The organism is Acrocarpospora catenulata, from assembly GCF_018476525.1.
Lineage (GTDB): Bacteria > Actinomycetota > Actinomycetes > Streptosporangiales > Streptosporangiaceae > Acrocarpospora > Acrocarpospora catenulata.
The window spans coordinates 51,618-74,144 of the sequence record NZ_JAHCST010000008.1; the positions used below are offsets into that span (position 1 = coordinate 51,618).

General features: G+C 67.1%; 15 protein-coding genes. 3 read left to right on the plus strand and 12 right to left on the minus strand.

The genetic code is table 11. The annotated features are described in order from the left end of the window. Nucleotides 1-582: 582 nt before the first annotated feature. Nucleotides 583-3,492, plus strand: a complete 2,910-nt coding sequence (locus KIP79_RS49340) for a carbohydrate-binding protein (RefSeq protein WP_214104507.1) — start codon at nucleotides 583-585, stop codon at nucleotides 3,490-3,492. A 13-nt stretch (nucleotides 3,493-3,505) separates the two neighbouring features. On the opposite strand, the gene KIP79_RS10395 is transcribed toward KIP79_RS49340, so the two are convergent. The 5 genes from KIP79_RS10395 to KIP79_RS10415 all read right to left on the minus strand — a co-directional run bounded on the left by KIP79_RS10395 (nucleotide 3,506) and on the right by KIP79_RS10415 (nucleotide 7,597). Continuing rightward, complete coding sequence (locus tag KIP79_RS10395; RefSeq protein ID WP_214104508.1) at nucleotides 3,506-4,222, minus strand: cellulose binding domain-containing protein; 717 nt, start codon at nucleotides 4,220-4,222, stop codon at nucleotides 3,506-3,508. A gap of 190 nt (nucleotides 4,223-4,412) precedes the next feature. Next, entirely contained in the window at nucleotides 4,413-5,036 is a 624-nt protein-coding gene (locus KIP79_RS10400) for a vitamin K epoxide reductase family protein (protein WP_214104509.1), read from the minus strand. Further along, nucleotides 5,017-5,757, minus strand: coding sequence for a DsbA family protein (locus tag KIP79_RS10405; protein ID WP_308169657.1), 741 nt, complete (start codon nucleotides 5,755-5,757; stop codon nucleotides 5,017-5,019). Before KIP79_RS10405 ends, KIP79_RS10400 begins: the two co-directional genes overlap by 20 nt. Nucleotides 5,758-5,822: 65 nt before the next feature. Next, nucleotides 5,823-6,989, minus strand: coding sequence for a cytochrome P450 (locus tag KIP79_RS10410; RefSeq protein WP_250213008.1), 1,167 nt, complete (start codon nucleotides 6,987-6,989; stop codon nucleotides 5,823-5,825). 101 nt (nucleotides 6,990-7,090) lie between these two features. After that, a complete protein-coding gene (locus KIP79_RS10415) occupies nucleotides 7,091-7,597 on the minus strand; it encodes an MFS transporter (RefSeq protein ID WP_214104510.1) in 507 nt (168 codons plus the stop codon). A 431-nt stretch (nucleotides 7,598-8,028) separates the two neighbouring features. Here KIP79_RS10415 and KIP79_RS10420 point away from each other — a divergent pair, with 431 nt between their 5' ends. Next, nucleotides 8,029-9,495 (plus strand): MDR family MFS transporter, encoded by a 1,467-nt coding sequence (locus tag KIP79_RS10420; protein WP_308169658.1) that lies wholly within the window; start codon nucleotides 8,029-8,031, stop codon nucleotides 9,493-9,495. A 42-nt stretch (nucleotides 9,496-9,537) separates the two neighbouring features. On the opposite strand, the gene KIP79_RS10425 is transcribed toward KIP79_RS10420, so the two are convergent. After that, nucleotides 9,538-10,536, minus strand: coding sequence for a trypsin-like serine peptidase (locus KIP79_RS10425; RefSeq protein ID WP_250213009.1), 999 nt, complete (start codon nucleotides 10,534-10,536; stop codon nucleotides 9,538-9,540). Between the two features lie 671 nt (nucleotides 10,537-11,207). Between KIP79_RS10425 and KIP79_RS10430 the strand changes: the two genes are divergently transcribed. After that, nucleotides 11,208-13,322 carry a prolyl oligopeptidase family serine peptidase gene (locus KIP79_RS10430; protein WP_214104512.1) on the plus strand — a complete coding sequence of 705 codons (2,115 nt, stop codon included), beginning with the start codon at nucleotides 11,208-11,210 and terminating at the stop codon, nucleotides 13,320-13,322. Nucleotides 13,323-13,370: 48 nt separating this feature from the next. Here KIP79_RS10430 and KIP79_RS10435 read toward each other — a convergent pair whose 3' ends face one another. The 6 genes from KIP79_RS10435 to KIP79_RS10460 all read right to left on the minus strand — a co-directional run bounded on the left by KIP79_RS10435 (nucleotide 13,371) and on the right by KIP79_RS10460 (nucleotide 22,285). Next, complete coding sequence (locus KIP79_RS10435; protein WP_214104513.1) at nucleotides 13,371-14,933, minus strand: alpha-L-arabinofuranosidase B; 1,563 nt, start codon at nucleotides 14,931-14,933, stop codon at nucleotides 13,371-13,373. Nucleotides 14,934-15,214: 281 nt separating this feature from the next. After that, the gene (locus KIP79_RS10440) at nucleotides 15,215-18,751 is read right to left on the minus strand and encodes a WD40 repeat domain-containing serine/threonine protein kinase (RefSeq protein WP_214104514.1); all 3,537 of its coding nucleotides are present in this window, start codon (nucleotides 18,749-18,751) and stop codon (nucleotides 15,215-15,217) included. 145 nt (nucleotides 18,752-18,896) lie between these two features. Then, the gene (locus tag KIP79_RS10445) at nucleotides 18,897-20,747 is read right to left on the minus strand and encodes an ABC transporter ATP-binding protein (protein WP_214104515.1); all 1,851 of its coding nucleotides are present in this window, start codon (nucleotides 20,745-20,747) and stop codon (nucleotides 18,897-18,899) included. Nucleotides 20,748-20,758: 11 nt separating this feature from the next. Further along, entirely contained in the window at nucleotides 20,759-21,280 is a 522-nt protein-coding gene (locus KIP79_RS10450) for a MauE/DoxX family redox-associated membrane protein (protein WP_214104516.1), read from the minus strand. Nucleotides 21,281-21,328: 48 nt separating this feature from the next. Further along, nucleotides 21,329-21,721: a signal peptidase I gene (lepB, locus tag KIP79_RS10455; RefSeq protein WP_214104517.1), complete on the minus strand. Its 393-nt coding sequence runs from the start codon at nucleotides 21,719-21,721 to the stop codon at nucleotides 21,329-21,331. Between the two features lie 39 nt (nucleotides 21,722-21,760). Continuing rightward, the gene (locus KIP79_RS10460; protein WP_214104518.1) at nucleotides 21,761-22,285 is read right to left on the minus strand and encodes a TlpA family protein disulfide reductase; all 525 of its coding nucleotides are present in this window, start codon (nucleotides 22,283-22,285) and stop codon (nucleotides 21,761-21,763) included. Nucleotides 22,286-22,527 lie beyond the last annotated feature (242 nt).

Consider the following 22,527-nt stretch of genomic DNA (forward strand, 5'->3'; position numbering starts at 1 on the left):
GGGATCGCTTCGGCTGCCGCTTCGTCGTTCGGTACGGACACGCAGATGACCATCCCGTATAGCCAATTCGCGCGTCAAGATCGGGTCTGTGGCGTATGCGGCCCCGGGAGCAACGCGGGCTACACCCGGCCCCGTCCGTACTGAGCGGTCATGATCAACGTGCCAGTTCGGGATTCAAGGTATGGTTCTCGCCCTCTGGTCGGGGTCGTTGGTACGGCAGAGGCGCTAGAGACAGTTGATGGCTTGAGTTACGAATCTCTGGCTCGGTATGACAGCGGCCAGTTGCGGAGTTATCCCCGAACCGCCGGGAGACTGTCAAGCTCTGTGTGCTCCCTCCCGGACTGGCAGCCTTTGTCACGCTTTGAGTAACTATCTGGAAATTGCGCATATTGTTTGGTACAAATTGACTCGACGGCGAAATGGATCGACCACGGGGCGGAATTCTAAATGTCGCGATCCCTGTATCGCCTACTTTTCGGCGCCTTGATATTTTTGGTCATTGTCGGGGGTTGTTTCTGGGCGGCCGTGAGCTTCCCCGAGCGGCAGAGACAGACCCTGGAGACTCCTGCCTCCTGTCCGACCGTGACCGTCACCAGCACCAGCTCTCCCGGCCCGGTGGAGGAGTCGCCCACCTTCGCACCTGATACGGAGCCCTGCGTAAAGGCCGAGTTCAACGGCGTATACGAGGAATCCAGCTATCCGAACTTCGACGGATGGGGGGCCACGGGGCACCCGGCCCGCACCGCCCGGACCACAGTGACCGTGGAACCGGCGGCCTTGGCGGAGGTGGAAAAGTTTCCGCTCATGGCCGAACTCGAGAAATACGTGTCCCGTCCGGACGCCCCACCCGCCGAGTCCAAATTCGTGAAGATTTCGATCGTGCACACCGTCCAGTTGAACTCCGGCGACCCGCTCCTCGCGGATGTCCGGTCAACAAAAGCGTCCAAGTACAGCACGGCCTTCATCCAGGGAGGACTCGGCCATATAGACACGGACGACTCCACCGCCTACCTGGAGACCTTTTTCTTCCCGCCGAAGGTGACCCCCGATTCCAATGGTGGCGCCGTCGTCACCGTCCGGGGCCTCGGATACAGCAGGTACCCCGAGGAAACCCCGCTGCTCGGGCTGGAGTTGGGCCCATTCATCAACTCGGGCTCGTATGACGAACCGGCGGTCAATTCGCACGCCATCCACATCCGCTTCAAGGGCTGGGACGTGGCCGGAGTGGCCGGACAGGTTCCGGCCAAGATGAGCACGGGAGCCCTGGACGTCGTAGGCGGCCCGGAGACCCGCATCGCTCTTGTCCGGTCCGGCGAAGAAGTACCGGACCTTATCGCATATCTGCAGGAAGGCGGCACACTAACCGATGCGCCGGCCACGCTCGCCGAAGAAGCCGATCCAGATCTGACCGCGGCGCGAGAACTGCTGCTGATCTCGGTGACAGTCGTCGCGCTGATCGTGCTGATCGTGCAATGGCTGGGCCGAGCCTGGTGGCGGCGGCGCCTCAACCGTTTCCTGGCGGGCGGGATCGTCGTACTGCTCGCCGCATCCATCTTCGTCGGCGGAGCGCAGACTGACGTGGCGTGGCTGATCTGGGCGGCCCTGGTCTGCGTCCTCGCGGTCAACCACGCGGTACGCAGGCTCGGGTGGCCGCGCTGGCCCCGCCGTGATGTGCTCATCGGCTCGGCGGTCCTGCTCGCCGCCGGGGTGGGGCTGACGGCACTCGCGGTGGGGCAGGGCGTGGAGCACATCCGATGGCCCGCGGTCCTGCTGGTCGTCGGGGTGCCCGTGCTGTTCGGGGTGATCAAGCCGCTGCGTCGCATGGCGCTGCCCGTCGCGGGGGTGGCGATCGCGGCTGTCGGTGTGATCCTCGCGGTAAGCAGTCATGCGCTGGATGAGCAGTTCGACTTGGCGCAGATCACCGGCACACTCATCTGGCTGGTCATTCTGGCCGCGGCCATCGCGGTGAGCGCGGGCGGTTGGACGGGAGCGCAGGTGCTCGTCCTGCTACTGGCCACCATCGCCGTCTACGTCGCTCAGTGGGCACTGAAAGGCACGTTGGACTGGCCCGCCCTCGCGGCGAACACCGCACCGTTGCTGCTCCTCATCCTGCTGGTGCTCCGCCTTCGGCGGCTCGGGCAGCGGTCCACGGCGGTCGCCTCCAGCGAGACCCGCGCGTCGGTGGCGTTCGTGGCCGTGGCGCTTCATCTGTATCCCGCGTCGTTCGACACCATCGGAATCGCGGCTCTGGTCGCACTGGCGGCCGTCTGGTGGCTGCTCTCCGGTACGGCGTCGCGGCGCTCGGCCGAATTCGCCACGATCACGGCCGAGGCGCACGCCGCGGTGGTCGGTGCGTCGCTCCGTCGCCGGTTCATGCGCCTGGCACTGCGCCACCTGTACCGCACCGGGCGGGCCAGGCTGGGCACCGGGGATATGACCGTGGCGGCGTTCGAGGAGCAGCGCACCGCGCTTGAACGCGCCATCGCGGCGGAAGCGTCCGACCAGGCGGGCACCGTCCACCCCGACCTGGCCTTCGCCACATCCGGCGGGCGTACGCCATGGCAGAACGGCGTCGCCGGATTCCTGGTGGCGTTCGCGGTGACGGTCCCGATCACGCTCGTCTACAAGCAGCCCTTCAGCGCGCAGTCCGAGCCCGTGGCGTACCTGATCGCGGTGCGTACGATTTTCGGGTTGCCCTTGTTCGGGCTGATCTACGGCTACTTCTATCCGCGGATCCGCGGTGACTCCCCGCTCTCCAAGGCCGCGCACGTGCTCGTCGCAACCCTGGCCATCGAGGTGGCGGCGCTCCTGCCGCGGTTCGTCGGCCCGGAACCGCCAGGAGACAAACTCCGGCTGCTCGCGATCGTCCTCGCGGAGGTGACGCTGCTCGCCCTCACGCTCGGGCTGTTCTGGGAGTGGCGGCTGATGCGGATCGCCCGGGAGCCGTGGCACCGGATCCGGGGGCTGCGGAGCGTACGCGGGCTGGCCGCGCCGCTGTCGGCCCTGGCCATCGCGGCGGTCACCACCATCGGCGCGCCCTTCGCGGCGCGGATCGCAGAGCCCCCTGAGCCCAGCCTCCCCGGCGTGGGCGGTGTTCCCCGGATCGAGGCCGAGCGGTTCACCCGCGCCGCCAGGGACGTGCGCGTCGAGAACACCAGTGACATCACGGGCGGACAGAGCGCCGTCGCCGGGATAGGCAGGGGCGATCGACTCGCCTACGAGATCGACTTCGGCACGAGTTCGGCGACCCGTATGCGGGTCCGGCTGGCGAGCAGCGCGCCGCAGAACGTCGGCGGAAGAATCAGCGTTCTGCTCGACGACAGTGCCAATTCCATCGGCGTCCTCGGCATCCCCAACACGGGGGGCTGGCAGACCTGGAAGACGGTGGAGGAGGATATCGCTCCGGTGACCGGGAAGCACACCGTGGTGCTCGCCTTCTCCGCCGACCAGCCCGGCGACATGGTGAGCATCAACTGGATCGAGTTCAAGTGATCACGCGGCCCGTCTAGTCGGACGGATCGATGATGACCGCCTCCATGGCGTACGCCGGTTTGCCCCCGCGCTGGATGATCGGGATGAACACGGGCCTGCTGGTGTCGGCGCCTTCCGGCCTGGTGACGGTGAGCGTCTGAGGGGTGTTCCAGAGCCTCGGATTGTTGACGAAGGTGAGCGTCCGCGGGGTCACGACGACATCGGGGCCGATGTTGCCGCTGCCCACTTCGACGGTGATGTCCGTGGTGGGCATCTGGGTGATCCGCACGTTGAAGGAGAGCGTGCCGCCCTCGGGCAGCCGCCCTCGGGCGACGCTCGCCAGCAGGTACGGCTGAGGCGTGTACGTCGCGGGCTGGCCGTTGACGGTGAAACCGGCCGGTGGCACGTTGATCAGACCAGGGTTGTCGATCTGGATCGCGACGCTCAGCATGCCACCCGCGGGGACGGCTCCGTTGAACGGGCGGTTGAACAGTACGACGTGCCGTCCGGTCTGGGTGAAGTCGGCGTGGAACGCGGCCCTGACCTCCTGCTGGGCGGCGAGATCGAACTCGATCGTCCAGGTGGTCACGGCTTCGCCGGGCACCACGGTCAGTTGCGACTGGAAACCTTCGCCCCAGTTGGTGGTCATGCCGTACGAGACGGCGGTCGCGGCGGCGGTGGCGGGGCCGGGAACGGTGAGCATCACGCTCGCGCCCAGGAGTGTCGCCACGAGCACTCGTCTGATCGTCATCAAGGCGGCTCCCGGGAGGGCGAGCCCGGACTGGCTTACCGGCAGCATCGCACCGGCGGTCCTGCGACGGAAGACAGCGTGGCTCCCGGTCGTCATGACCTGGCAGCGCCTTCCCAGAACGGATGATCGGCGTGAAATGTTCACCAGCCAGGTCGCGGGGGGACCGCGCCCCCCGCGACCAAGCGGTGTCTCAGATCAGGGAACTCCAGTAGTCCCAGAACCTGACGGTGATCAAACCGATGATCAGCAGGAACCACGCCGTCAGCGCGACGGCGTGATATTCCGCCAGCAGACGGCCCGCTCGGGTCCGTCCCAGGTTGACCAGGGTGACGTACCAGAAGAGCAGGATCGTGACCACCCAGACCACCATGCAGTACGGGCAGAGCGCACCGATCACGTACAGGCTCTGCCAGATCAGCCAGTGCACGAAGACCACGCCGAAAGTGACGCCCGCCTGCAACCCGGCCCAGAACCACGGGCGCGGGCGCGCCCCGGCCAGCATCGCCGCGCCGATCGCCGCCAGCGCGGCGAACGCGGCCACGCCGATCAGCGGGTTGGGGAATCCGAACACCTCCGCCTGCGGTGTACGCATCACCGATCCGCAGGACAGGATCGGATTGATGCTGCACGTCGGCACGTAGTCGGGATCCCGCAGCAGCGCGATCTTCTCCACCGTGAGGGTGAACGCCGCCGCGAACCCGACGAGACCGCCGACCAGCAGCAGCCACGGCAGCGACCGCGCGAAGGGACGGTCGGCCTCCCCGGCGATCTGCTCGTCGCCAGAGAGCGTCAGGTCATCCGGCGAGCGCTGCATCAATGGCCTTCTTCAGATCGTCCTGCATCTGGACCTGCACGAGCGTGCCGTTCAGGTAGAAAGTCGGCGTGCCCTGGACACCGAGCGCCTGCCCGTCGGCGACGTCCTTCTTGACCCGCGCCAGCGTCGCCGGATCCTCGTACGCCTTCTGCCAGGCCGCCATGTCCATCCCGAGCCCTTGGGCCAGGCCGCGGAAGTACTCGTCGGCCGGCGTCCGCTTCTCGCCCCACTCTGTCTGGGTCTGGTACATCCGCTGGTACATGATCTCGAACTTGTCCTGCTGGGCGGCGGCCTCCACCGCGCGGGCGGCCCGCTCGGCGTTGAAGTGACCCGGCAGCGGGAAGTAGCGGACGACGAAGGTCACCCGGCCCTCGTACTCCTTGCGGAGGCTCTCCACCAGCGGGTACATCCCGCGGCACGCCTCACATTCGAAGTCCAGGAACTCCACCAGGGTGACCTTGCCGTCGGCGGCCGTGGTGAGCCGGTGGCTGTCCGACCGTACGTACCGGGACTCACCGGCCGCCAGCGTGTCGCCGTCCGGCCCGGATCCCGGGTCGACCGCGAGGAAGACCGCGACGATGACGGCGAAGGCGGCGACCAGGCTCGCGACGATGGTCATGTTCCGCTTCCGCGCGGCCCTGCGCCGGTCCTGCGCGCGGGCGGCGTCGATCTTGGCGCGAGCACCGCTCGCCGTTGTGTTCTGAGGTGACTTGAACGCCACGAGTACTCCTTGGAAGCCGCCATTCGGCGGAAGTCTGAAAGGGGTGGAGTGAATGCCTTACGGCATCACCAGGCGACCGGCAGTTCGTCCAGGCCGTAGACAATGGCCAACGTCCGGAACGCGGGCTCCCCGGCCAGGCGGAGATCAGGAAACCGGCGCAACAGGGCCGGGAATGCGATGCGCAGTTCCAGTTGCGCGAGCGGGGCACCGACACAGCGGTGAATACCGTGGCCGAAGGCCAGATGCGATCGGGTCTCCCGGTCCGGGAGAACGGTGTCCATCGACGGGCCCAGTGCCGGATCCCGGTTGGCGGCGGCAAGCGAGCAGAGCACCATCTGACCACGCGTGATCTCCTGGCCGGCCAGCACCAGATCCGTACGGGCGAACCGCGGAAAGGCCACCTGCACCACGGTGAGGTAGCGCAGCAACTCCTCCACTACGCGGTCGACATGGTCGTCCCGCTCCCGTACCAGCGCCGCCTGCTCAGGATTCCGGAGCAACCAGAGCGTTCCGAGAGCCAGCATGCTCGTGCTGGTGTCGTGTCCGCCGGTCAGCATGCCGTCGGCCAGACTGGCCAGCTCCCGGTCGGTGACCTCCGTCCCGTACTGGCGGATCAGCGTGCCGAGCAGTCCGTCACCGGGCGCGAGCCGCTCCCGTCCGACCAACTCGGTCAGGTACGCCATGGAGTCGTTGATCGCCTGAAGTGACGCCTCTGGCCCGGCCGTGAAGTCGAACCGGTCGGCGCTGAACCGGAGAAACTCCTGGCGATCCTGGTACGGAACCCCGAGCAACTCGCACACCACGAGCGACGGAATCGGAAGCGCGAACTCGCGCACCAGATCGACCGGCGGTCCCATCTTCTCGATGGCGTCCAGATGCTCTTCGACGATGACCCGGATACGGGGCTCCAGTCGCTGAAGCCGCCGTACCGTGAACTCGGGCGTGAGCATCTTCCGCAGCCGCGTGTGTTCGGGCGGGTCACGGAAACCCAGCCCGCCCGGGTCCTCCTGTTGCGATCCGACCGCGACGATATTGCCGAAGTCATTGCTGAACCGTTCGTGGTCACCCAGTACGGTCCGTACGTCGTCATAACGCGTGACGAGCCAGACGGTCGAGCCATCCGGCATGGGGAGCGGAAAGACCGGCTGTTCCGTACGGATACGCGCCAGTTCGGCCACCGGATCCATCTCGTTCCGCAGGAACTGCACGAGGGGAAACTCGGATTCGGACATGATCATGTTCCTTGCTTTCGCTCCCGCTGCGGCCATGCACGCAGCAGGAACCGGCGCACGATCATCGATCGGCGCCTGGAGTCTTCAGGGGGAAAGGGGACTTACTCCCAGAAAGGAGGCCCGCGCCGCCTGATCGGCCGTCCGGCGTTCCATACCGGAACCGGACAAACCCGTTCGCCCGCACCCAGGAAAACCGGAACAACGGGAAGATCGCTCGGTGCCTTGAGCAGCCGCGGCAGCCGAGCCTCGACCATCCGCAGCAAGGCCCACAACGCGGCCTCGCCCCTGGCCAGCCACACGGCGGTCACCACAACCGCCCAGACATGCAGGATGGCCATGCCGGCATCCGGCGTCAGCTCCGAGTGGACATGCTTGGCGACCGGCCCCACAGCGGCGGCGTGCGTAAGGGCGAACATGAGGTGCAACAGGATCTGCAGCCCGCCCAGAACCGGCATGATCGTGGTCAATGCCCGTTCCCGCCCGGCCATCGCCAAGGCCCCACCGAACGTGACCGCGAACCCCGCACCAACGCTCGGCCCGGACAGCGACCCTCCGCCGAACGTGTGCGCCACCGCGGCCAGCCCAACACAGACCACAGCGAACGCCATGGCCCGAATAACTCGAAAGGGCAAAACCGCAGACATAGCAAAGCAAGCATCCCATGTACCAAGCGCCGCCCGGCCTTTTCGGCCGTAGCGGTGTGATCAACGGACGGTGGAGCGTGTGGTGGTGCAGCCAGCTGCCGTACTCTCCCCCCGGGAGAGCCGTGGCCGAAGTACGAGCTCTGGGCGTGCGCGCCGATAAAGATCATCTCCCGCAACCGTACATTCCGGGCGCCGGGAGCCGGTCGGCCTCGCCCGTCACGCCACTTCGTGCCGTCCGCTGCTGGTGAAAAATGGGTGGTTTTGAGTCTCTTGCCGGAATGCTGAGACCGGGCGGCGAGTTTTTGTCGGTGGTGCCGGTCATGCTTGGCGTGACCAGACCTTCTTGTGAGACCTGAGGCTGGGACACCAGCAACGACGACGACGATTGAGGTACCGTGCCCAGCCCCCAGCTCGACCAACTCGACTCACCTGCCAAGTCCGCGACCGCCGTCTCGGGCCGCACCCCGGTCGTGATCCGGCTGCTGGTGCTCGCCACGTTCGTGGTGATCCTCAACGAAACGATCATGATCAACGCGATCCCGCGGCTGATGGACGCGTTGCACATCACCGAGCAGACCGCGCAGTGGCTCTCGACCGCCTTCATGCTGACCATGGCCGCGGTCATCCCGATCACCGGCTGGTTCCTGCAACGGGTGACCACCCGCACCGCGTACACCACCGCGATGGGTCTGTTCCTGCTCGGCACGGCCCTGGCCGCTGTCGCGCCGTCGTTCGGGGTGCTGCTGGCCGCCCGCATCATCCAGGCGTCCGGGACGGCGGTGATGATGCCACTGCTGATGACCACGCTGATGCAGGTGGTGCCCGAGGGGGACCGGGGGCGGGTGATGGGCAACGTCACCCTGGCCATCTCGGTCGCGCCCGCCATGGGTCCGGCGGTCTCGGGGGTGATCCTCCAGTTCGGGTCCTGGCGGTTGCTGTTCGCCGTGGTGCTTCCCATCGCCGGTTTGATCACGTGGCGCGGTCTGAAGCACCTGGAGAACGTCGGAGTGCCTCAGTTCAGCACCATCGACTGGTGGAGCGTGGTGACCGCGGGGGCAGGCTTCGGCGGCCTGGTCTACGGGCTCAGCCGCTTCGAGAGCGGTGACGTCCGCGTCGCCGCCGCGATCGCGGCGGCCGGACTGGTCGCCATCGCCGTCTTCGTCGTCCGCCAGTTGTCGTTGCAGAAGCGGGGCGTGCCGCTGCTGGACCTGCGTACCCTGCGCTACCGCACCTACACGGTCGCGCTGATCCTGATGTCGGTGGCCTTCATGGCCATGCTCGGCTCGATGGTTCTGCTGCCGCTGTACCTGCAGAACGTCCGCGAGCTCAGCGCCCTGCAGACGGGGCTGCTGGTGATGCCGGGCGGCCTCGCGATGGGGCTGCTCGGGCCGGCCGTCGGCCGCCTGTTCGACCGGTTCGGCGGCCGGGTTCTGGTCATCCCCGGCGCGATCGGGATCACGGTCGCGCTCACCGGCCTCACCCAGGTCACGATGACCATGCCGTTCTGGCTGATCCTCGGTCTGCACGCGCTGCTGATGGTGAGTCTGGCCGCCACCTTCACCCCCGTGTTCACCCTCGGGCTCGGCGCGGTTCCGCCGCCGCTCTACTCACACGGCAGTTCGATTCTGAGCACGCTGCAGCAGGTCTCCGCGGCCATCGGCACCGCGTTCGTGATCACCGTCATGGGCGCGCGGGCCGATGCCCTCAGATCCGCGGGAGCCACGGAGACGCTCGCCAACCTCGGCGGCATGCGGCTGGCCTTCGTCATCGGCGCGGTGCTGTCGGTGGCCGTGGTCATCACCGCCCTGCTCCTACCGGCCCGAGCGGACAGCGTCGGCGAGTTCGAGGGACACGGCCGATGACCATCGCCGCGCCCGCCCCACTGGGCGGACGCGGCGGGCTGTTCAAGCGATTTGGCCGGTCCAGTTCTTGATGGCGGCCCGGTAGACCGCGTACGACTCGGTGTCGAAGTACGACGAGACGCCGGTGTCGTAGCGGTCGTCGCCATCTGTATCGGAAACGCTGATCGTGATGCCGTTGAGGTAGCCGGTACGGCTGTCGGCCGAGTAATCGGTCAGCCATGGGGACCCAAGGGAGCCTTCACCGGTGAACGGGGAGTCCACGCCGATGGGCCGGTCTGCGTGGAAGCCCGTGACGTCCATCGTGAACGTCGATCCGGTCGACTGTTCGAGGGTCTCACCCGTGTAGGGCTGGCTGCCGTCGGGGTTGGGGCCGGCGGGATAGCCGAAGACGTCGGCCGTGGGCGCGAGCGGCCGGTTGAACGCGAGCCCTTGGGCGCCGACGTTGTCGACCAGCCTTCCGACATTGGTCAGTACGTCCGGAGCAGGGGAGACGACGCCGCTGTACACGTTGATGAAGGCGTAGTCGCGGTCGTAGTCCCGGATGTCGTCGAAGTCATAGTGGACGACGGCCTGCTTCCCGACGTACAGGCCGAACGGGGTCACGCTCTCTTCGGAGTAACCGGGGACGAAGACCCACTTGGTAAGCGGGCCGGCCGGGGCCTCGACGTCCAGCAGGCAGTGAGCCGCTGTCGCGACGATGTTCCGGTAGGGCGATTGCACCGCTGTGCCGGTGCACCAGTGCGGCTGGAGGTCGCTACCGATGAAGAACACCTTGCCCAAGGTCGTGGGCATGCTCCCCTCCGGCGAAGGCCCCTCCACCGGAGGGAGGGAAGTGGGAAGGCCGTCCGGAACGATGTCCGTCGACAGGCGTTCTCCGCTGACCGCGGTCCAGATGTTGTACGGCGTGGCGTTCCTCAGGTTGACGGCTCCGTCGGCGAGCCAGAACCTCGCGACCTGCTGAGCCGCCGTCAGGGTGGGAGCCAACGGGACCGCCAGCACACTCGCGGCCTGTGCCGGTTGAGCGACGACTGCGGAACCCAACAGGCTGAATCCGACACCTAACGCGACCAGTGCACGTCTCAAGTTCGATCTCCCGTCCGGTCGTGGGGCGATCTCGGCGCCCCGTCAGCGTGGAGAGCCGGCCGAGCAGCACGGCCGGCGATCGGCAAGATCGTAACTTTGACCGGACCTCCGATTCCAGAAGTTTTAGATCACATGTTCGAAACAAGAGGGAGGTGGCGGGTCGCCCGGCCATCGTCTGGCATCTGGCGGCTCGTCCAGCCGTCTGCGGCCAGGGCTGAGGGCGACTGCCACACCAAGATTGAATGGGACGAGAAGACCCGCTCTTTCATGAAGTTTTAGCAGGATTATGGCCGATAGGATCAGCAGGCTCTCTGATTCGCGTGTGCCGAGGATTCAGGGGAATTCGCGCTCATTGGCCGAGAGTGATGCCGGTGTTTATCGATCGCAGCCAAGGGGATATCTGCTGCCGAACTCGCTCATTCTGGGCGAAGCAACAGATTCGGGAGGATGATATGTACGGCTACCTACCGTATAGTTCTACCGGCCCGGCTCCCCGTATTGGGGGCGTGCGCAACTGGCAGGCGGACATTCTTCGCGGCCAGTCGTAACTGAGTGAGTCGAGGTACTGCGTGCGTATACGCCGCAGTACCTCGATCTACGGCAGGTAGGGCGACATCCGGGGGGCGTTTATGGCGCGATTGTTTTACCCTGCCGCTTGGCGCAGCGACGTGGTGGAGGACCTGTTCGGATTCCCGGTTCCCGACCCCTACCGGTGGCTGGAAGACGGCGGTGACGCACGCGTGCAGGCCTGGGCCGCGGCCCAGGATTGTCTATTCCACGCCTACCGCGGCGGATGGCGGGAGACGCGATCGTGGGCGGTCCTGGTGGATCAGGTGTCGTCCTTCGGCGTGTCGGAGCCTCCGATGGTGCGTGGTTCGGTCATGTTCCTCGCCGAGCAGCTCCGCGGGGATGAGCAACGGCGCCTGCTCGTCATCGACGCGGAACGGAACAGGCGGGTGCTGGTCGACCCGGTAGAGCTCGATCCGTCCGGCCGTACCGGGCTTTACGCCTGGTGGCCATCGCGCGAGGGCGAACGTGTCGCCGTCCAGATGGAGGTCGCCGAGCAGCCCGGCAGCGACATCATGGTGCTGGACGTGCGTACCGGGGAGGCGGTGGACGGGCCGTTGCCGCGCGCCCGCAACACCTCGCTGGCCTGGCTGCCGGGCGGGGACGCGTTCTACTACGTCAGCCGTGTTCCGGACGAAGAACTGGCCCCCGGCGACATGCGCCTGCAGCGCAGGGTGAGGTTGCACCGGGTCGGTACGCCCTGGCAGACCAACACGGTGGTGTTCGGCGGCGACGACGCCCCAGACCACTACTACGGGCTCACGGTCAGCGCCGACGGCCGCCATCTGGCGATCACCGCGATGGCCGGGCCTGCCTCATACAACGACGTGTACGTGGCCGAGCTCATCGACCCGGAAGCCCCGCAGTTCGTCAAGATCGTGGACGGAGCCACCCTGGGCGCCCGGGTTCTCCCACGCTTCCTCGCGGACAACAACCTGCTGCTGGTCACCGACTACCTGGCCCCGTGCGGCCGCGTCTGTGTGGCGGACCGGCACGACGCCGACCCGGCCGCATGGCGCACGCTGGTGGCCGAGGATCGCGAGGCCCCCTTGGACGAGTGCCTGGTCCTGGAAGACCCGGCGCTTCAACGGCCCCTCCTGCTGGTGGCGCGCGCCCGCCACGGCATCTCCATCCTGACCCTGCACGATCTCGCCAGCGGCCAACCGCTCACCAGCCTGCCCCTTCCCGGCGCGGGCGTCGTGTCATCCCTGCGCACGAACCTGCCCTACGGACGTCACGCATGGTTCAGCTACTGCGACGTGACCACTCCACCCACGATCTATCGCTACGACGCCACCAGCGGGAGGACCGAACAGGAAACCGGCGCCACAACAGCCGGGCGTACCGCGGGAATCCGCAGCCGCAGCGTTCGCTATCCCGCCGGCGACGGCACTGAGATCACGCTGTTCCTGTTCACCCCGGCCGAAGAGCATGAGGGCCCTCGCCCCACCCTCCTTTACGGCTACGGCAGCTTCGGCATGCCGATGCGTCCATGGTTCTTCCCCCTGGCGGCCGCATGGGTCAGCGCCGGTGGCACGTACGCGATCGCCTGTGTACGCGGCGGCGGTGAAGAAGGCCAACGCTGGCACGAGGCAGGCCGTGGACCGCACAAACACCGCGCGATCAGCGACTTCAACGACGCCGCCACCTGGCTCATCGACGCCGGTCTGACGACCCGCGACCAACTGGCGATCTTCGGCCAGTCCGGCGGCGGGCTACTGGTCACCGCCGCCGCCACCCAGCGACCAGACCTGTACGCCGCGGTCATCGCCGAAGGCCCGCTGTGCGACATGGTGCGCTACGAAAACTTCGGCCTGGGATGCACCTGGAAAGAGGAATTCGGTAGCGCCGCCCACCCCGAACAACTCCAATGGCTTCTTGAATACTCTCCGTACCACAACATCACGCCCGGAGTCCCCTATCCCGCATTCCTCTTGGCCGGCGCGGTAACCGATCTACAGACCGGAGAGGCTCACGTCACCAAAATGTGCGCGGCCCTTCAACATGCCACCAGCAGCGACCGGCCGATCCTCATGCGCCGGGAACCCGACACCGCCCACGCCGCCTCTCCCGCGAGCAAAGAACAGGCCCTGACCGCGGACATCCTGGCCTTCGCCGGAAAATACACCGGTCTGTCACCCGAAAAGGCCACCAGAACCATACTGAGAACGGCCTGAGGCGGAGCCGCCCCCGTGGACCGGGGGCGGCTTCGTGCACGGTGGGGTCTATGCCCAGGGCTGGGATACGACCCAGCTCACGTCGTCGGCCCAGGAGGTTGCGCTGTCGAAGGTGTTCGAGCCGCCGTTGCCGGCGATGTAGACGGTGTTGTTGTAGTGGCGGAGGAATCGGGTCGGGAAGTTGTAGGAGGCGAACGAGGCGCCCTGGCCGTTGAGTCCGGTCTGTGGGCAGAACGTCGCGTCGGAGGCGAAGAGCGCGGTGCCGTCGTTCGCCTGGCGGTACAACTGGTAGTTGCGGTGCCGCAGGAAGCTGTTGGGGTAGTTCCTCGATTCGAACGACACGCATGAGCTGCCGGCCAGACCGCTGCGGACGATCCAGGTGGCGTCGTTCTTGTCGAGGGACGAGCTGGACGAGGTGATCACCGACGTGATCGCGTTGTCGTTCTGGTGCCGGATGTAGCGGGTGTTGCAGCAGGACGTCGTCGCGCGCAGCGAGATCGACGAGTCGGGGGTCAGGGTGCCGTTCGCGCCCCCGGCCGGCGTCGCGTAGCCGGCGGCGACGATGTTGGCCTGGACCGCGTTCTCGGTGGCGTCCGACGGATAACCGGAGGTCATCACGCCTTCGTAGAAGGTGCCGGTGCCGCTGATGCTGTTGTCGCCGCCGATACCGAGGATGATGGCGCCTTCCTTCTTCATCGGGTTGTAGCCTGCGACGTTCGGGCGTACCCCGTTGTAGAAGGTGGACAGGCTGCCAGACTGGGCGTTGCCGCCGCGGATGGCCCAGTGGTTCGGCTCGCCCTTGACGATGGCGGTCAGGAACCGGTGGTTCACGGTCGGGTCGTTGGCGTTGTACCTCTGGTTCACCCCGGAGAACAGGCCGTTTTCGAGATCGGCCATGATCCAGGGGCCGTTGCCGGCGCCGTAGCCCCAGATCGTGTTGTTCCCGAAGTAGATGGCCTCCATGGTGCCGTTGCCGTTGTCGCGGCTGTTGGTCTCGGCGTTGCCGTAGTCGAAGCAGCAGCCGTTGTTGTAGTGGGTGCCGTTGAAGATGGCGTACATGCCCTCCGGCTGGTCCGCCTTCGCGACGCCGTTGGTGGCGTTGTTGCGGTACCCGGTGCCGGGGGCCACGTAGACCCCGTACGCCTTCTGGCCGCCGATCCTGACCGGTGCCGCGGTCGCGATCGCGAGGTTGTCGTATCCGCCCGCGGCCGGGCCGGAGAACCCGCCGGGGGGTGCCTGGGTGAGGCGGTTGTTCCGGCCGGACTGGTCGTAAATGATGGTGATGAGGCAGGTTGTGCCGGCGCAGAACGAATCCTGGGTGGCGGCGTTGGCGACTCCGCCCGCGCTCAGGACGCCGATGTCCCTGGTGGTGTTGTCCGAGGAGCGGCGTACCTGGTAGAGGGCGCCGTTGTAGGCGGCGTACAGGGCGCGGGTCGTGCTGTGCGCCGCCACGCACGGCGTGCCGCCTGAGGCGTAGATGTCACACGGCTGTGACGTCGCGGCCTGTGATGGCGTGGAGATGCCGGACAACAGACCGGCGGCGAGTGCGATGGCCGCACCCGCGGACAGCAGCGCCTTTTTGGGGTGCCGGAATCTGGACCTTAAAGTCATGATGAACCTCTGCCTTTGCAGGGTGACTGTTAATGCCGGGAATTTCAGGCATAGGACGTCGGCCGAAAGTCGCGGGCGATCGTCACACGAATGCATGCGCGACCATATCCACGCTGACCTGCGGCGTCGCGACAAGGGTGGGAAAGAAGTATGCGCTGTTAGCGCTAACATTTTCAGGGCTCTATACGGCCTCCAAGGCGTGGTGTTTTTGGGGTTTACGGGCTCACTATGGAACGGGAGCGTATGTTAGTCAAGGTTTATCAAAATAATGCGCGGCCCGGTCAGATGATCGCGGGACAGACCTCCCGGTGGCTCAGGTCTGCTCCCACGTGCTCGCGCCACTCCTCCTGAGTGAGCCGGCGCCCCGCCCGCTCGCACACGGCAGGGACGGCCCGCGCGGGATCGGTCGGCAGGTCCTGGTATGTGCCGTCCCGCCCCACCACGCGCAGGAGCGAGCCGTCGGCCGTGAAAGCGAGCGCGGGGCCCTTCACCGCGTACGGATCGGACGTGCCGGTGGTCACGGTCCAGCCGGCACCGAGCTGCCGGCCCGCGACCGTGTCGAACAGCGTCACCCTGGTGTCGTGGACGACCGCCAGAATCCGCCCATCGGGGGAGAACCTGGCCCCCACCACGTCTCCCGGCACCCTGAACACCTGACCCGTCGTACGCCAGGTGCGGGTGTCCCACAGGACCACCGCCCTGCTCCCGTACGGCGACGCGGCCAGCGGCCCCTTCGGCGCGAGCGTCATCCACCGCTGGGCGAGCGTGCCGGGGCCTTCCGCGTGGGGAAGCACCTTACGGGCGACGAGGTCGATGACGTCGGCGCCCCCGTCGTCGGCGGTGACGAGGAACCTGCCGTCGGAACTGAACGACAGGACGCCTCCCGCGACGGTGTCGAACCGCGCCACCTGACTGCGCCTCGCCAGGTCGACGAGGACGACGTCGCCCTGGCCGTAATAGTCGTTGGGCAGGGCGTGACCGATGGCGAGCAGGCGGCCGTCGGGGCTGAACTGCATGTCCGCCGTGTAGTAATTCGACATCACGGGCAGATCGCCGAGCTTCCGCCCGGACACGGCGTCCCAGAGCGTGGGGCCCACGGTGTGATCGTTCGGGGGGAGGGTGACCACGGTACGGCCATCGGGGCTGACCCGCACGATCAGCTCGTTCCCAGGGGCGGCGAATCGCCCGGTTTCGGTGAAGCCGGGCACCGACCAGCTGCTTACGGTGCCGCCCGTCAGGGCGAACAGCGCGTCTCCTGACGTGGTGAACTGCGGGTGCAGAGCCTCGGGAGGCAGGACGCGCCGAGGGCCGGTCTGCCGGCTGACGTCGTAGGTGGTCACGCGTCCGGCGTCGTCCAGGATGCTCAGCGTGCGATTGCCTGAGTCGAGCCGTGGGGAGCCGATGATCCTGGATGTGATGGTCACCCGGAGGAGCGGGGCCGCGTCCGCCAGCCGCCACAGCGTGAGGTCCCCACCCGCGGAGTCGGCGAAGGTGATCAGGAAGCGGCCGTCGGGGCTGAAGATGGCGTCGGCGGCGTCCCCGGGGAAGACCCGCCGGTCCCGCTTGCCGGTGGACAGATTCCACAGCGTCGTGCCGTCCTCCTGGACGGCGGCCAGCGCGCCATCCGGGCTGAAGGCGAGGACCGACCCCGGCAGGTGGCCGGGGAGCCGCTTGTCCGCCGGTGTTCCCTCGTCGGGAAAGGTCCGCAGCGTCGTGTTGACGATGCCGAAGCGGTCGCCTGGCCCGAGCCGCGCGCCGCTCAGATACCCGTCCACTTTCTCCAACGCCCGACGTGCCACATTCCACAACCCGACGTACGGCCCGCCTATGTTGTCGCGGACGACGATGTAGCCCCCGCCGGGGCTGAACTCCATGCTTTCCGGGCGGCCGTCGTTGTTCGTCATCTCCGCCGGCCCCCACCGGCCTTCACCCAGCCGCCGGCCGGTCCGCAGGCTCCACAGCTCCAGCATCTTGCCCCGCGCGAGCGCCAGCGTGTCACCGTCGGGACCCACCGCGGCGGTGACGGGCGCCTCGCCGATCCCGCCGAAGGTCCTGACCGGCAGTCCCGTCACCACGTCGTAGGCGGTCACCCGGTCGGCGCCGGCGCTGATCAGCGTACGCCCGTCGGGACTCAGCGCCCGTCCCTCGTTGGCCGGGGCGGGATCGGTGAAGACCGACTGCTCCTGCTGGGCGAGCGAGCTCAGCACCGCGGATTCCGCCTCGGGGACGCCGGCTATGCGGTAGGCCGCCACGCTGAGCAGCATCGCCTTCACCGGGTCCGTCCCGCGCAGCGCGTCCGCCTGCAGCGCCACCCGCCGGGCCGTGGCCCGCGCCTGCTCGCCGGCCAGGCGCCTGCCGGTCTCGTCGTTCCTGACCGACTGGTCCCAGGCGAGGGCGCCGGCGGTGAGCGAGGCGATGAGCAGGACCACCACGCCGCTGGTGACCAGGCGCCGTCGCCTGGCCTGCCGTGCCGACCCGGTCCTGCTGGCCTCGACGAACTCCCGCTCCGTGGCGTTCAGGGTCAGGTGTGTGGCCCCGGTCCAGTCCAGCGCCTGGCGCAGGGCGGTGCCGCGGAGGAGGTCCTCAGGGCGGCGGCCGTTGCGCGCCCACCGGCGGGCCGACTCGCCCAGTTCGCGGTGCCGGCCGAGCGCGTCGCGGTCGACGGTCACCCATTCGTGCAGCCTGGGCCAGGCGTACAGCAGGGCGGCGTTGCCGATGGCGACCGTGTCCTCCCGGCGGCGGACCAGTACGGCCTGCTCAAGCGTGGCGAGCACCCGTTCGGCGGCCGGGTGCCGTACCTCGAGCAACTCCTCCAGCGGGGCGGTGCGCGGCACCTCCTCGCCGTCGCGGACGTCCACCAGCCGCAGCAGCAGATCGCGCGCCACCTGACGCTCGGACGGCGGCAGCCCGGCGTAGACCTTCTCGGCCACCGCGCCGAGCGCCGGTTCGTCGGCCGGCCCGTCGGGCGGGCGCACGTCGACGGCGGCCTGGGCGCCCTCGGCCAGTGTCGTGCCCCCGCCGCCGCCGAGTAACGCCAGCAGCAGGCGCTGCGCCGACGGACGCGAGGCAGGGTCCTTCGACAGCGCGGCGCGCACCAGATCCCGCAGCCCACCGGGCAGGACCTCGACGTCGGGGTCGTGATTGAGCAGGCGGTTGATGACCGCGAACGTCGTCGGGGCGGTGAACGTGTCACGTCCCGTCGCGGCGAACAGGACCACCGCGCCCCAGGCGAACACGTCGGCCGCCGGCTCGGCGCGCCCTCCGGAGAACAGCTCCGGCGCCATGTACATGGGGGTGCCGGCCAGCTCGCCCATCGAGGTCATCGACAGGCTCGCGGCCCGGGCGATGCCGAAGTCGATCACCCGCGGCCCGTCGGGGCCCAGCAGGACGTTCTCCGGCTTCAGGTCACGGTGCACCACATCGGCCTGGTGGATGGCGGCCAGCGCGGTGGCCATGCCCACGGCCAGCCGGTGCAGCCGGTCTCCCGTGAGCGGAGCCCCCCGCACCGCCGTACGCAGGCTCGGGCCGGGGACGAACTCGGTGACGATGTACGGGCGCTCGCCCTTGAGGTCGTGGTCCCGGATGCGGGCCGTGCAGAACGACGCCACCTGCTGGGCGGCGGTCACCTCCCGGGTGAAGCGGCGGCGCAGGGGAGAGTCGCCCGACAGGTAGGCGTGCAGGACCTTGACCGCCACGCGGTTGGCCGCCTCGTCGTAGCCCTCGTAGACGACGCCCTGGCCACCCGAGCCGAGCCGGCTCGCCAGCCGGTAGCGGCCCAGCCTCGACGGGTCCCCCGGGCGCAGCGCGTCAGCCGTCATGGTCTCTTAGATGGCGGATCACCGGCTTTGGTTCGGCGGGGGCACCCGGTACGGGCTACAAGCGAGTCCGCCATCGGCCGAGCAGCGCGATCATTGATCTTGATCGCGTCTTCTGCGGCAGATGATGTCGCTGTGGTCGGTCGGTTCAACCCTCGAAGTGGCCTGGCTGGGCGTGCTCGACGGGGTCGCGATAGCCGGAGGCCTGGAGTTTGAACAGACGGGCGTACAGGCCGTTTCGTGCGATGAGCTCGTCGTGCCGTCCCACCTCGGCGAACACGCCGTCCTGAAGGACGGCGAGTGTGTCGGCGTGGCGGATGGCGCCGAGCCGGTGTGAGACGAGCACGCTCGTCTGGCCGGTTCGCAGGGCCGCTATGCGGGTGTGGACCTCGTGTTCCGCCTCCGCGTCCAGGCCGGAACTCGGCTCGTCCAGGATCAGGAGATCACTGTCGCGCCGCAGCATCGCGCGGGCAAGTGCCACCCGTTGCCACTGTCCTCCGGAAAGGAAGACCCCGGTGTTCTCCTGATCGGACTCGTCGATGAACAGCCGGGTGAGCAGGGTTTCGTAGCCGCGGGGCAGGGATTGGAGCTTCTTGTCGATTCCCGCCTCGCGAGCGGCGGATTCGATGGCGAGCGTGTCCCGCATGAGGTCGAGCCGCCCGATCGCGATGTTCTCCCGTGCCGACATGTCGTAGGCCATGAAGTCCTGGAAAACGGCGCCTATCCTGGCTCTGAGTTCCGCCGGCTCGAAGTCCCTCAGATCGATTCCGTCCCAGGTGATGTGGCCCGCGGTGGGATCGTACATGCGGGTCAGGAGCTTCACTATCGTGGTCTTTCCCGCGCCGTTCAGGCCCACGAGTCCCATGGACGTCCCGGCCGGAATGTCGAGGCAGGCGCCTTGGAGAATCCAGGGATGGTCTTCGCTGTAGCGGAACCAGACGTCGTGCAGCCTGATGCCTTGGGACAAGGAGGGGATCCGTGCGGGGTGTGGGGCCACGACGAGATCCGGTTCTGTGCTCTCGACGGCCAGGAAACTCTTGAACAGCAAGATCTGCCCATGGGTTCGCGCCACTTCGCCGACGAGCGCGGCGAGGTGGCTCTGCGTTCCTGCCACGGCGGCGATGAACATCGAGATGTCGCCGATCAGCAGAGCACCGTCGCGGGCGTGGATGATGGTCCAGACCAGACCGGTTCCCGCGATCAGCGCCGCCAACGTGCCAAGCGAGAGTTGGGTTACGAGGTCACGCAGATCCAACTTCCTGTTCTCGGCATTGGCCGCCCGCCGCTCGGCGACCATCCGGGTGTGCAGGAAGGACCCGATGCCGAACAGGCGGACCTCTTTCGCGGCCTGATCGTCGGTCATCAACTGCGCGTAGAAGATTTCCCGTCGTTCGAGCGGGCCCAGTTTCATGTGCATGGCGACCCGGCGCCGGGAAAGCGAAACCTCCGCCAGCAGGGTCGGCACCATGCTGGTCAGGATCACGCCTGCCATGATCGGGTTGAGGGCGAACAAGGATGCGACGAAACCCGCGGCGCCCAGGGCCGCTGCGGAGATGGACAGGAATCCCGAGAGGATCTGGCTGGGCGTGCGGCCGCCCATGGTCTGCGCCAGCCTCAGCTGGTTGAGGAAGGCGGGGTCTTCGAAGCGCGCGAGTCCCGGCAGCCGGTTGAGTGCGCCATACAGTCTGCTCTGGGCCGTCAGCGCAATCGATCTGTCCAGTTCCGATTGGCAGTAGCGGGCGCCCTCCGTCAGTGCCTTCGATGCCAGTCCCAGCGTCGCGAGCAGGGTCGCGAGAACGAGAACGGCTCTCGTCGGCTGGCCCAGCACGATGGCGTCCAGAATGAGTTTGGTCAGCCAGGCCGTGGTGACGGGTACTGCGGCGGTGCCCACGGCGATGAGCACCGCCAAAATGACGAGCCGTGACCTCGCCTGCCAGGCCAGGGAAAATGTCCTGGCCGTCATATGGGCGCTTTCTCGCATTGATTTCGGCCGGATCATCGTGTCCTTTGCTAGGCGAAGAGATCTGCCAGGTCGTCCATCAGGACGACCAGAAACGACAGGACCAGTCCCGCGACAATGGTGATCCCTGTTCCTGCGGTCCACGGGCCAAGCCCGACGTCGGCGCTGAGCATGCCGACGACGGCCGCCACGGCAAGTAGGGTATTGCGCACGACGTGCCTAGTGGAGAATTCCGATGCCTGTCGTCCAAAGCAGTTGCAGGCCACGGAGCTGCCTCGGCGGATCACGGTGATAATCGCCGCATTGAATACCACGCAGAGCGCGGCGGGAAGGGCGAAGGCGTACACGAGCAGAGTCGAGCTCGTCATCAGGCCGAGCACTATCGACAGGACGGTGACCAGCTCGGCCGTGATTATCAGGAGTGCGACACTCGGTACGGCCCCGAGGGGCAGGAGCTGCATATTGCGGACCGAGTCCGTGAACGACGAGTAGTGGAGGATTTTGCCGACGCTCGAAGTAAGGAAGACGACGGCGAGTAGAGTTCCGCTGAATACGAGTAAATAGTCTGCCATCTAGCCGTCACCTACAAACAGTCAGCGGGCCCAGGCCATCTGGTCCCGTTATATTGTCAGCCGCCGTATCATTCGCCCCACTACTCGATCCATCGGTACGAACCCGAAATGACGCGAATCCATACTGGACGGCAGGTTGTCGCCGAGAACGAATACATGGTCCGGCGGCACCACTCCCAGCCCGCCCGGGAATCGGTCGCCGGCGACGGCCGCGATCCGCTTGACGAGTTGCCCCGGCGAGTCGGGGCGTGTGATCACCACAACGTCGCCGCGCGCATAATTGGACGGACGGCGCGCGATAATGACCCTGTCACCCGCGTTCAGGTGCGGGTTCATGCTCGATCCATGAACATGCACGACGCCGAACTTCCGGCGAAGCACGCCGAGGGTGGAAGCCAGACAGAACGCCACCGAGACAAGTGCTATGTAAGCAAGTTCCATGGCAGGCAACCCCGGTCGAGCAGGTAGGCGGAAACAGGGTTACGCGGGTGTGTTGATTCTCGATTCCGGGCCGATCTTCGGACTGGTCGCGAGCACGTTCCCGAATCCCACGGTGACGAAGACGGGGACTCCGGCGACACCGAACGCCCTGGCAACGGGCCCGTTCGGCTCTTCGATGAGAACAGGTCCCAGCGCCTCCAAAGTGGCCATGACGTCCCCGTCGTATACGCCGGAGAGTACGGACACGACTGTTCCCTTGTTCATGGTCGCGTAGGAGATGAACGCCGGCATGGCCTCCTTGCAAGGGGCGCAGCCCGGCGAGAGGAAGGCGAACACGGTACCGAATTCGAGGGTGTCACGATCGACCGTCACCCCCTGTGTGCTGGTGGCCATGAACTCGCCTACCGGAGTTCCCGGCGATGAGCTCAGCTGGAGGTCTCCAGCCTGGATGGGCGCCACTCCCGCGCCCCGCCCGACCTTTCGCGCGATACCCAGGATGAGCACCAGGTTGAGCAGAGTCAGACACAACGTCAGTATTAACAGACTTACCTGGAATGCGATCACAGTTCGGCCCCGGACGTAGATGGAGGTGGGGATTTCCGGACACCGGCACCGCAATCCATATCAGCATCACGATGCCGGGGATTCCAGCGATCAGATCATCCCGCGAGAGCCGGCCGAACTACGATCACGGCAGCTCCTTGGGGTGATCGGTTTCAGCAGGTACCGCAGCCCAGGTCCGAGCTGTAGTAGTAGACGCCACCGCCGCTGGGGTAACACCGGTAGGTGATCACTTTCCGGGAGTA